The organism is Paenibacillus polymyxa (assembly GCF_001719045.1).
Taxonomy (GTDB): domain Bacteria; phylum Bacillota; class Bacilli; order Paenibacillales; family Paenibacillaceae; genus Paenibacillus; species Paenibacillus polymyxa_B.
This window is the reverse complement of record NZ_CP015423.1, coordinates 943,162-955,599: the sequence shown is the minus strand read 5'-3', so window position 1 is coordinate 955,599 and position 12,438 is coordinate 943,162. Positions and strand designations below refer to the sequence as shown.

The 12,438-nt window shown below is 52.6% G+C and carries 4 protein-coding genes; all 4 read left to right on the top strand.

Annotated elements, in window-relative coordinates:
* Window positions 1-34 precede the first annotated feature (34 nt).
* The 4 genes from addB to AOU00_RS04245 are packed head-to-tail and all read left to right on the top strand — an operon-like array spanning window position 35 to window position 12,213.
* Complete coding sequence (addB, locus tag AOU00_RS04260; protein ID WP_069290014.1) at window positions 35-3,601, top strand: helicase-exonuclease AddAB subunit AddB; 3,567 nt, start codon at window positions 35-37, stop codon at window positions 3,599-3,601.
* On the top strand, window positions 3,598-7,608 hold the full coding sequence (gene addA, locus AOU00_RS04255) for a helicase-exonuclease AddAB subunit AddA (RefSeq protein ID WP_069290013.1): 4,011 nt from the start codon (window positions 3,598-3,600) through the stop codon (window positions 7,606-7,608). The genes addB and addA overlap by 4 nt, the downstream gene beginning before the upstream one ends.
* 28 nt (window positions 7,609-7,636) lie before the next feature.
* Complete coding sequence (locus tag AOU00_RS04250) at window positions 7,637-8,821, top strand: exonuclease SbcCD subunit D (RefSeq protein ID WP_069290012.1); 1,185 nt, start codon at window positions 7,637-7,639, stop codon at window positions 8,819-8,821.
* The gene (locus AOU00_RS04245; protein ID WP_069290011.1) at window positions 8,818-12,213 is read left to right on the top strand and encodes an AAA family ATPase; all 3,396 of its coding nucleotides are present in this window, start codon (window positions 8,818-8,820) and stop codon (window positions 12,211-12,213) included. Before AOU00_RS04250 ends, AOU00_RS04245 begins: the two co-directional genes overlap by 4 nt.
* Window positions 12,214-12,438 lie beyond the last annotated feature (225 nt).

The following is a 12,438-nucleotide window of genomic DNA, read 5'->3' as shown; positions in this document are numbered from 1 at the left end:
ATAGAATGTTGTTCGTTGGAAAGGAGGCCGCATCATGTCGGTCCGCTTGTTGATTGGCCGCTCTGGTAGTGGTAAAAGTACGTTAATCCGCAATGAAATGACGTCTATGTTACGCGAGGAGCCGCTAGGTAAGCCTATGCTGTTACTTGTACCGGAGCAATCGTCATTTGCTTCTGAGCATGCGTTACTTACAGAAGCCGGAAACGGTATTCAGGGGTCGGTGCGCGCCCAAGTGATGGGATTTCATCGTCTTGCCTATTTAGTTATGCAGGAAACCGGGGGTTCAGCACTGGTGCCTGTAACGGAAGAAGGCAAGAAGATGCTTTTATATAAAATTATTCGTCGTCGCAAGGATGAACTGAGCTTGTTTAAGGATTCGGGAGACCAGCTCGGCTTTGTAGATCGGTTGAATACATTGTTTACGGAGCTAAAGCAGTATGGAAGTGATACTCGGTCTGTACCCGAGCAACTGGAGCGAATGAACGCTGTTGGAGAGTCAACTCCGATTTTGCGCGGCAAGCTCAAAGATATCAGTCTAATCTATGAGGATTTTGAACGAGAGCTGACGCTTAAATATATAGACGGTGAAGATACGTTGCGTATGCTGGCAGAACAGATTGCGGAGTCTTCCCTTGTGCGTGGAGCAGACATTTGGATGGATGGCTACCGCAGATTTACACCACATGAATACAAGGTGGTGGAGCAACTTATGCTGCATGCCTCTTCGTTGACGGTGGCGCTGACTTGCAACCGCAGCTACGAGAGCGGACAGCTTCCGCATGAGCTGGATTTGTTTCATCCTTCGGCGGCTACGTATGTAAAGCTCAAAGGAATGGCAGACGAGCTGATGATAGAGACGCAGACACAATTACTGCGCCCTGATCCGCTGCCGAGATTTAAGGAGCGTCCGGCATTGGCGTATTTGGAGGCTAACTTTGAACATCGTACAGGGTTACGGAATCAGGAACAACGGATGCGGCTGCAGCAGCTACGAGAGCAGTGGACAGAAGAACAGCCGGAGGGCATAAAACTGTACACTGCGGCTAATCGCCGTGCAGAGCTGGAAGGGGCTGTACGCGAAATGCGCCGTCTGGCCCGAGATGAAGGCGCGCGTTACCGGGAGATGGCTCTGTTTGTACGTCATATTGAAGATTATGAGCCATGGGTGGAACCGATATTCAAACAGTATGAGGTTCCAGTATTTCTGGATCAGCGAAGAAGTGTATTACATCATCCTTTGGTGGAATTGATTCGGGCTTCGCTGGATATCGTGCAGCGGCGTTGGCGATATGAGGATGTATTCCGTGCGGTCAAAACAGACCTTCTACTGCCGCTGGACGGTCGGGTGAGCCGCGAGGAGATGGACCGTTTGGAAAACTATGTTCTGGCCTGCGGAATACAAGGCAGCCGTTGGACAGATGGTCGGCCGTGGCAGGCTGTGCCCAGCTTGTCATTGGAGCTGGAGGAGCAGGAACGGAACCGTAGGCGGGATGAAACGTTGGATTTGATGGAGCTATGCCGGGATGTGATCGTGACGCCTTTACGTGCGTTTGAGAAACGTGTGGGCAAGGCACGAACTGCACTTGAGAAGTGTGAAGCGGTATATCTGTTACTGCAAGATGCAGAAATCGGCCACAAGCTGGACGTCTTCATTCATCAGGCAGAGGAAGCAGGAAAACCTGAGCAGGCGAAGGAGCATCGTCAGGTATGGGATGCAGTGCTTGAACTACTGGATCAGATCGTCGAAATGATGGGTGATGAGAGACTGGATACCTCTTTGTTTGCGGGCGTGCTGGAAACGGGATTGGCCGAGTTCCGTATGGGACTTGTTCCGCCGGCTCTGGATCAGGTTCTGGTCGGAAACACGGACCGTACGCGTGTATCCGGTATTCAACATGCCTTTGTGCTAGGTATGAACGAAGGTGTGATGCCGGCTGTGTTCCATGAGGACGGTGTGCTGAATGAGCAGGAGCGTACGGCATTAAACGAACGAGGCGTAGAGCTGGCGCCGGATATGACAAGACGTCTGTTGGACGAACGTTTTCTCGCTTATACGGCCCTTACCTCAGCCGGTAAAAGCCTGTGGATGAGCTATGCAGTTACTGATGAAGAAGGCAAGTCATTGTTGCCGTCTGAGTTAGTACGACATGTGCGGCACCTGTTTCCTAGTCTGGACGAACGTCCGTTGGCTGGATACCCTTTGCCTGGGGATGCTTGGACGACGCAATGGGAGTATGCTTCTCATCCGTCCGAGGCTTTGCCGCAGCTCATTGCGCAATTACGGCATTGGCGACGTGGCGGTGACATTTTATCTCCTTGGTGGGAGGTATATAACTGGTATGCAAGCCAGCAAGGGCGTGAGAAGGACAAGCTGCGTCAGCTGTTGACCTCACTTTTTTATGAGAACCATGCCGAAATGCAGAAGGAAACAAGCCGCCGTCTGTACGGTAGCAAGCTGCGTACCAGCGTATCTCGTATGGAACGTTTTGTTGCATGTCCATTTTCGCACTTTGCCTCTCACGGTCTTCGTTTGAAGGAACGTCAAATGTATCGCCTGAAGGCCCCGGATATCGGACAATTATTCCATGCAGCGCTTGGAGAGATGGCGATCAATCTGCGTAAACGCAATGTCAGCTGGGGCAGTCTCAGCACCGAGGAATGCCGACAAGAGGCGGAAAGTACAGTAGAGCGTTTGGCTCCTCGTCTGCAAGGCGAGATTTTAATGAGCTCCAAGCGGTATGGCTACATTTTGCGCAAATTGAAAGACATCGTGAGCCGTGCTTCGTTGATTTTAGGTGAACATGCGCGAAGAGGTAGTTTTGAGCCGATTGGGCTGGAGTTGGACTTTGGACCGGGTCAGCAGCTTCCTCCGTTAAGCTTCCGGTTAGATAACGGCGTTGCGATGGAAATTGTTGGACGGATTGACCGTGTAGATGTGGCAGAGGGAGAAAAGGGGTTACTTTTGCGTGTCATCGATTACAAATCTAGCCAAAAGGATCTCAAGCTGCATGAAGTGTACTATGGCCTGTCCTTGCAAATGCTCACCTACCTGGATGTGCTGCTGAATGCGGCGGAGGAATGGTTGGGCGAGACAGCTTATCCAGCGGGTACCCTGTATTTTCACGTCCACAATCCGATGTTGCAGTCGCCTAACGGTCTTAGCGCAGAACAGGCCCGTCAGGAGCTTTTGAAACGTTTTAAGATGAAAGGATTATTGCTTGCAGATCGGGATGTAGTTGGACAAATGGATACAGCATTGGACAAAGGATATTCCTCTATTTTACCTGTTGCGGTGAAAGCAGATGGCAGTTTTTATAGCAGTGCTTCGGTTGCTTCGCCGGAACAGTGGGACAGCTTGTTAGCCTCGGTGCGTAATAATATTCGGACGATTGGCACACGGATGACAGAGGGCGATGTGGCCATTGAACCTTATCGAATCCAGCAAGAGACGGCTTGTACCTTCTGTTCTTTTAAGCCTGTTTGTCAATTTGACGACAGTCTGGAGGGCAGTGGCTACAATCAATGGGGTAAACCCGGTAAGGATCAAATCTGGAATCTGTTGGGTCATACACAGGAAGGGAAAGGAGGAATGGACCAATGATAGGCACGTCAAACACTAAAGACATGCCGAAGCCGGAAGGCAGTATGTGGAGCGATGACCAGTGGCGTGCCATTTCGGAATCGGGTAACAACATGCTGGTCGCGGCAGCGGCAGGGTCTGGTAAAACAGCGGTGCTCGTAGAGCGTATTATTCGTAAAATTGTCGATCCCCAGCTTGGCTTCAGCGTGGATCGGTTGCTGGTAGCAACCTTTACGAAGGCTGCAGCCGCCGAAATGCGTCAACGGATACGCGAAGCGTTGGAACGTGTGTTGGAACAGGAACCGGAAAGTGAGCATGTACGCCGCCAGCTGTCGTTGCTGAATCGGGCCTCGATTACAACGCTTCACTCATTTTGTATGGAGGTCATCCGCAGGCATTATCAGGCCATTCCTCTTGATCCTGGTTTTCGGATTATGAATGAGCATGAGACAGAATTGTTGCGTCAGGAGCTTCTAGAAGAACTGTTTGAGGAGAAATATGAGGCTCATGATGAAGGAAGTACATTCCGCAGACTGGTCGACTGGTTTAGTGGAGAACGCACCGATGATGCAATGTACGTGCTTGTTCAGCGGTTGTATGATTTTTCTCAAAGTCATCCTTGGCCAGAACATTGGCTGCGGGAGACAGCGGCAGCATTTCGTGTACAGGATGTAGCCGCTTTGGGAGAGACTCCCTGGGTTCGCAGCATTTTGGCGGATGCCGTACTTTCTTTGCACGGAGCAGCGAGCTTGCTGGAACAGGCGCATGAAACAGCTATGCAGCCCGGCGGTCCTGCACCTTATGCCGTGACGCTGCAAGAGGATGCGACGATGGTGAAGGGATTGCTGCAAGAGCTGGAGACACAGCCGTGGGCATCTCTATATGATCATTTTCAGGCAGCTGCCTTCGGTAAGCTCAAGCCAGTCAAAAAAGATCAGACTGAGCCTGCATTGCAGGAACGGGTTAAGACGCTGCGCGAAGCAGCCAAAAAAATGATTACAGATATGAAGGCTTCCCTGTTTGGCAGGAGAGCAGAAGCCTATTGGGAGGAGCTACACGCCGCGGCTCCGCTGATGGACGAATTGGTAGAAACCGTGATTGTATTCGGGGAACGATTTCAACAGCACAAGCAGTCAAAAGGGTTGGTGGATTTCGGGGATTTGGAACATTATTGTCTGAAAATATTACGACATCCCGATTCTACTCCGTACAAGCTACTACCTTCCGACGCTGCACTCGAATACAAGGCGCAATTTGACGAGGTGCTGTTGGATGAGTATCAGGATACGAATACCGTACAGGAAGATATCGTTAGGCTGGTATCACGGGAGGAACCGGGTAACCGTTTTATGGTGGGCGACGTGAAACAGAGTATTTATCGGTTTCGGCTGGCGGAGCCGGGTCTGTTTTTGAATAAGTATCAACGGTACGGCATGCAGGAGCAGGAAGATGGCTTTTTAGTTGATCTGGCGCGTAATTTCCGCAGTCGGCAGGAAGTTGTCGATGCGGTCAATTTGGTGTTCCGCCAGATTATGAGTGTGGATGTGGCGGAAATTGAGTACGATGAACGAGCCTGGCTGGTACACGGCGCATCCTATCCCGACCCCTCGGAACAAGACACCGCATCTGTATACGCACCTGAGCTGCTCTTAGTTGATAAGGGTGGACAGGGTCTTTCCGAGGCTTCAGAGCTGTCCGAAACGGGGGACGAATCTGCTCTACAGGAAAGTGAGCTGGCTGAGCTTGCGGAGCTAGAAACGGCACAGTTAGAGGCTCGTGCGATCGCGCAACGGATTAAAGAACTGACCGGAGACACTGGACAACCACTGTTGATTTACGACAGAGGATTAAAAGCGATGCGCCCGGCAGTCTACGGCGATATCGTCATTTTGCTTCGTTCCGCAAGCGTGTGGGCCCCACTAATTGTAGAGGAACTGCGGCTTGAGGGCATTCCGGCTTCAGGGGAGCAGACGACAGGCTTTTTTAAAGCAACGGAAGTTGAGGTGATGTTGTCTCTGCTGCACATTATTGATAATCCGCAGCAGGACATCCCGCTTGCATCCGTGCTTCGTTCGCCGATTATTGGCTTGACCGAAGATGAACTTGCACAAATTCGGTTGGAGAAGCCGGATGGATTATTTTATGACGCATTGCTGGCGGCGGCAGAAGCTGACCCACTGGAAGAAAGTGAAAAAGGGATCTCAGCTGACATCATGGAGTTGGATCTTTTCCCTAAGGACTCTTTATCTTCACCTGACTTTGGTAATAGAAATGACGGGAATACGTTATCTGCCCGACTACGTTCATTTTTGCGTAATTTGAAAGCCTGGCGCCAGGAAGCCCGACAAGGAAGCTTAAGTGCATTGATTTGGAATGTGCTGGAGGAAACAGGATATCTGGATTGGGTCGGTGGACTGCCTGGCGGCTCACAGCGTCAAAGCAATTTGCGGGCGCTATATGACCGAGCGAGACAGTATGAGACTTCTACGTCCAACCGAGGATTGTTTCGATTTCTGACCTTCATTTCCCGTCTACGGGAGCGAGGCGGTGATTTAGGATCCATTAGCGGGGGGACTGAACCCGATCAGGCTGTCCGTATTATGACCATTCATAAAAGTAAAGGACTTGAATTCCCTATCGTGTTTATTGCCGGGACAGCAAAAATGTTCAATCAACAGGATCTCAATGCGCCGTTTCTTATGCACAAGGAGTTGGGGTTTGGTCCTAAATATGTGGAGGAACAAAATCGTGTCAGCTACCCTACGTTGCCTAATTTAGCGATCCGCCGACGCTCACAGCTGGAGCTATTGGCTGAGGAAATGCGGGTGTTATACGTGGCGCTTACGCGTCCGCGTGAAAAGCTGATTATGACCGGAACCGTGAAGGATCTCGCTTCGCGCGCAGCGGGTTGGGCACGTGCCAAAGAACATACGGAAACGGTATTACCAGACTATATGCTGGCGGCAGGCCGCAGCTATCTGGACTGGGTAGGTCCTGCTTTGATTCGGCATCCTTCTGCTACTTTGTTGAGGGAAGCGGCAGGTGATCAGGATGGGTACTATCACAGGCTGGAACATATGCCGGGAACAGACTGGTTATTTAAAATCGTCGCCTCGGAAACACTTTCCGGCTCTCGTGTGAACTCAGATCATGAGGAAGAGGTGTCGGGCGAAGAGCGCCAAAATAAGACAGAAGCACTGAGAAATGCGGAGCTAATCGACTTGAACGAAGAGAGTGAAACGGATATTGAAGCTGCTCTTTCCTGGATCTATCCGTATGAACGGGCTGGCAAGACGGCAGCCAATACATCGGTTACTGAGATGAAAAGATGGCTGGAAATGCAGGAGATGGGTTCGGACGATTGGCTGAATCTATCTACCTCCCTACTAGCAGAGTCACCGGAGGATTCTCACACTGGGGGAAGTCAATTACACTTGCGCAGACCTAAGTTTATGGGGAATCAGCGACTGACTCCAACGGAACGAGGAACAGTCTATCATACGTTGATGCTGCATTTGCCATTAGATGGGGGGATGAGCGCCGAAGTTATTGAGGAAACCAAGGCTCGTTTGCTCAATCAGCGTATGTTACTGGATGTTCATGCAAAGGCGCTAGATACGGATAAAATATTACGCTTTTTCACTAGTGAGCTGGGTAGCAGAATGCTGGGGGCATCCCATGTGCAAAGAGAGCTTCCGTTTACTTATACCATGCGGGCAACCGATTACTGGAACCACACCATACCATCAATGTCACCAGGACAAGAAATAGATTCGGAAGGTGGACAGGACGGAGATAAAGTGCTGATGAACGGGATTATTGACTGTCTATTTGAAACTCCCGAAGGACTCGTGCTGGTGGATTATAAAACAGATCGGATATCTGAATATCGTACACTGTCCCATTTAACAGACCAATATCGTTTTCAATTGGAGCTGTATGCCCGTGTGATCGAAGAGATTACAAGCAAAAAGATTGCTGAGAAGTGGCTGTATTTTTTAGAAGCTGGAGAGAGTGTACGGCTGTAGTTATATAGATAGGGAGAGGAGGAATAGCATGCGGATTTTGCATACAGGTGATTGGCATTTGGGCCGCACGTTGGAAGGACGCAGCCGTTTGAAGGAGCAGGAGGCGTTTTTGGAAGAGTTGGCGAAAATGGCTGACGATCAGCAGGCCGATTTGATTATGATGGCTGGAGACGTATACGACTCAGTCAATCCTTCGGCCGCAGCCGAGCAATTGTTTTATGAAACGTCTGCCCGTCTTACGGCTGGAGGAAGACCACTAGTCGTCATTGCGGGCAATCATGATCAGCCGGAAAGGGTATCCTCGGTCTCACCGCTGGTGAGCGGGCGTGGAATTACGTTGCTGGGACTGCCCCATGGGGAAGCGGTACGCGTTCGTACACCGCGAACGGGTGAAATGGCATGCATTGCAGCCTTGCCATATCCGTCCGAGTCTCGTCTGAACGAGCTATTGTCTGAAGACGGAGATGAAACAGTCTTGCGCGAGGCATACAGTCGCCGTGTGGGCTTGCTGATGTCACAACTGGGCACAGCATTTCGGCCTGACACCGTTAATTTGTCGATGAGCCATATTTATGTGCTCGGCGGGCTGGAGTCGGATTCGGAACGTCCGATTCAGGTCGGGGGGGCGTATACCGTAGATCCGTCTGCTTTGAGCATTGGGGCACAGTATACAGCTCTAGGACATTTGCATCGTCCCCAGTATGTGAAGGGAGACGGGCTGATGCGTTACAGTGGCTCGCCGCTGGCTTATAGCTTTTCCGAAGCCGGACAAGCCAAATCGGTTACGTTAATTGACGTGGTTGCTGGCAAGCCTGCTCAGGTCGAGGAACTGTATATCACCAGTGGCCGCCCATTAGTGAGGTGGCGCGCACGGGGAGGTCTGGAGGAAGTATATCGCTGGCTGGACGAAGGATTGGATGCCGATGCCTTTATTGATCTGGAAATTACGCTGGATGAAGCGATGTCGATGGGAGATATTCAGCGGCTGCGCAAAAGCCGTGAAGGCATCATTCATATTCGCCCCATGTATCCAGAAATGGCTGCCGCACAGCTGGAGCACCAACGATCAGAACTGCCAGTGCATGAGTTGTTCCGGGCATTCTATCAGCGGCAGACAGGTGGAGCACAGCCAGATGACGGATTAGTACAGTTGTTTCTGGAACTGGTGGAACAGGATGATGCAAGAGACCACGCTGAGGAGGATGACGCATGAAACCAATCCTTCTAAAACTGGCAGGGTTGCAAAGCTACCGGGAGTCGCAGGAAATTCGCTTTGACGATTTGACCGAAACTGGGCTCTTCGGAATTTTTGGCCCAACAGGTAGTGGAAAATCAACGCTGCTGGATGCCATTACGTTGGCTATGTACGGTAAAGTGGAGCGGGCAGTGAATGGTACACAAGGCATTATGAATCATGCTGAGGATACATTGTCTGTTGCATTTACGTTTGAATTAATGTCAGCTCAAGGTCCTCGTCGTTACCGTGTAGAACGACGTTTCAAACGTGCTGGAGGCGTATCGGTTAATAATACGCTTAGCCGTTTTATTGCGTTAACAGAGGATGGCGAGGAAGTGCTTGCCGATAAGGTGCAGGATGTGACGCGCTGTGTGGAGGAGTATATCGGTCTGAAAATGGACGATTTTACACGAGCTGTCGTATTGCCGCAGGGAAAGTTTGCGGAATTCTTGTCCTTAAAAGGCAGTGAACGCAGACAGATGCTTCAGCGTTTGTTCCATCTGGAGAAGTACGGAGACCAACTTGCGCAGAAGCTAAGCCGTCGTGTGAAAGATAACGATACCGCACTGAAAGCGTTAGAGGCGGAGCAGCAAGGGCTGGGGGATGCCAGTGCTGAAGCGCTTGAACATGTAGAGTTGCGTCTCAAAGAGGCGATTGCCAATGCAGAAGCTTCGCGTCGTGAGCTAGAGCGTGTCTCACGTGAATGGGAGGCGCTAAACAAAACCCGTGAGCTGGTCGTCGAGCTCAGCCAAAGATCGAACGAGCTGGAGCAGTTGGCAGCACAGGAGCCGGGCATTGCTTTGCTGGAGCGCAAGCTTCGCCAAGCATCTGCAGCCGAGGCATTGCTGCCTGCGCTGACGGATTGGAAGGAAGCCATTGCTGAAGCGGAAAAACGGCAAAAGACTGCCGAAGAAATGGAAGTCTTGGCCACTACCGCGCAGGAGGCTGCGCTTGTGTCTGCGCAAGCAGATGAGCAGGCCCGGCAAGCACTCAGTGCCGAAGAACCGAAGCTATTGCTTCGGATCGACCAACTAGAGCAGGCGCTTCAACTGGAGCATGATACGGAAGCGTTGCGGACCGAACGGGAACGTCTGGCGGCCGAGCTTGTGCAAAGCGAACAAACCCTTGCTGAACATGCAGAAGGACTCGCAAAGGAACAAGAGCTACAGACGCGAGGCTTGAAGCGACAGCAGGAGCTTCAACAAGAGCTAAAGCAAAATGAAGTGCGGGCAGATGAGCGGCGTATGCTGCAAGAGGCTGTGCAACGGTTGCAACAGCTGGAAATCGCGAATGAGCAATTGCGTGAAGCTGAACTGGAGTACACCGCTCAGGAGAAACGGCTTGCGCAAGCTGACGAACGTTTAAAGCTGACGGACCAGGAGACACAGGAGACAGAGGCACGGCGTTCTGCCCTTGCTGCACAGGCAGCTGATGGCATTGAGGCATTGCTGACGTTGAAGGCAGAGATCACCGCCGATATGTCGTCACTGGCCTCCGAGGAAGAACAACTGCGCCACGAGCTCCGTGCGGAGGAGCTGGGGCGTCTCGCACAGCATCTCGCTGCCGAGTTGCGCGAAGGCGAGCCGTGCGCAGTGTGCGGCTCGCTGCATCACCCCGCGCCTGCCGTCGTCGCGGCGCATAGCGCGGATGCCGCTGCGCCAGATGAGCTGCACCGCCTGCGGCTTGGTTTGCAGGAGCTGCGCCTCACACTGCGCCAGCAGTTGCACGAGCAGCGCAGCTTGCTGGCGCAGCCCGCCACCGCAGACAGCGGCGCTGCCGCCACGGGCGAGCCTTTCACGCCTGCGGCAGCGCCAGCAGAGCCGCGCGGTGCCGCCGCTTGGGCGGAGCGCTGCACGGCGCTGGAGCGTGCTGCGGCAGAACTAGCCGCACGTGCGCATGCGCTGCCTGCCGAGGCACAGGCGCTGCGCGAGGCAGACGCCGCCGGACAGCAGCGGCGTATCCGTGCTGCCGCCGAGCAGGAGGCAGCAGCTGCAGCGCTGACGCAGGCACGCAGCAAGCGCGAGGCATGCACCACGCGCAGCGAGGGGCTGCGCGCCGAATGGGCGGCGCAGCTGCCGGATGTCGCTCCGAGCGAAGCTGCGGAGCGTTACCGTGCCATGCAGGAGCGCGATGGGCGTGCGGAAGAGCTGCGTTCCCGGCTGGAGACGAGTGTGACCTTCCTCGAAGGAAAGGCGGCGCGTGTTCAACAGATACAGCAGAGTATCATCGAGGAGGACAAAATCATTATTGCCCGTCGTACAGGGCTCCAAAGCAAAGATGATTCGCTTCGTGAAAAGCTAGCACAGCTCCGAAAATGGGTTGGAGATGGCCAAGCGGCTTCATTGCTGGAAGAAGCGACCTCGCGACTGTTGGGGCTGAAAAACGGAGCCGAAGCCGCGGCACGCCGCCGTATCGAAGCGGAAGAACGCAAGCAGCAAGCCGTTCATGCTTCACTGATTGCCCGGCAGGCCTCCGACTCGACAGAAGAAAGACGTCAGATGGCAGAGTCCCGTTGGGGCAACCGTCTGGAAGCCTCCTCCTTCGCTACGGAAGCAGAAGTCATGGAATGCTGCCTGGGACCGGAAGAAGCCGCACGCTATGAGCGTGAAGCGAGTTTGCATCGAGAACGGGAAAAAGAGCTGTCTTCCCGCTTAAAACATGTCGAAGAGCAGCTGAATGGAGCAACGGTAACAGAGGAACAGTGGGAAACGGCCACTGCACAGCTACGTGATTGCCGTGCACGCGACGAAGAGGCGCTTCAGAATCGCGCCAAGGCTGAGCGTGATTTAGAGGACTTGCAGCATCGACACGTCCGCTGGATGAAGCTGGAGTCCAATCGTATACATTTGCGTAGCGAAGCGGAAAAAATGTCCAAGCTCCAGTCTGTTTTTCGTGGCAATGCCTTTGTTGAATATATTGCCGAGGAGCAGCTCATGCAGGTCAGCCAGTCGGCTTCACGCCGCCTGCGTTTTCTGACCAAGCAACGTTACGCGCTAGAGGTAGATTCCAGTGGTGGTTTTGTCATTAGTGACGATGCCAACGGTGGGGTCAAACGTCCAGTATCGACTTTGTCCGGTGGTGAAACGTTCCTGACCTCCTTGTCGCTTGCGCTTGCGCTGTCGGCTCAAATTCAATTGCGGGGCCAATACCCTCTGCAATTTTTCTTTCTGGATGAAGGCTTTGGAACGTTGGACCCTGAGCTGCTTGACACAGTGATCACTTCACTGGAAAAGCTGCACCACGATCAATTGTCTGTTGGTGTGATTAGTCATGTGCCTGAACTACGGGCCCGTCTGCCCCGCAAGCTAGTTGTTCTTCCGGCAGAGCAGGCTGGAGGCGGCTCACGTGTGGTTATGGAAACTTTTTGAAGTAATGTGATACAGGTCACAGATACAGTTTCAAACTATTGTTATAATACAGCCAAGCCGACAAGTTAATCATACAGCACCCCGGCGGACGTATGCTGCGGAAGAAATCTTCCCGTCATACGTCCGTTCAGAGGGGCTCTGCCAAGAGCTCCCGGGGTGCTTCTTTTTTTTTTGCAAGCCGGAATTCGCCCAATTTGATGTAGCAAATAGCCCGTTTTTGAATAA

Excerpts from the sequence above, each read along its gene's own strand:
- addB (WP_069290014.1), top strand. The coding sequence starts at position 35 with ATGTCGGTCCGCTTGTTGATTGGCCGCTCTGGTAGTGGTAAAAGTACG.
- AOU00_RS04245 (WP_069290011.1), top strand. The coding sequence starts at position 8,818 with ATGAAACCAATCCTTCTAAAACTGGCAGGGTTGCAAAGCTACCGGGAG.
- addA (WP_069290013.1), top strand. The coding sequence starts at position 3,598 with ATGATAGGCACGTCAAACACTAAAGACATGCCGAAGCCGGAAGGCAGT.
- AOU00_RS04250 (WP_069290012.1), top strand. The coding sequence starts at position 7,637 with ATGCGGATTTTGCATACAGGTGATTGGCATTTGGGCCGCACGTTGGAA.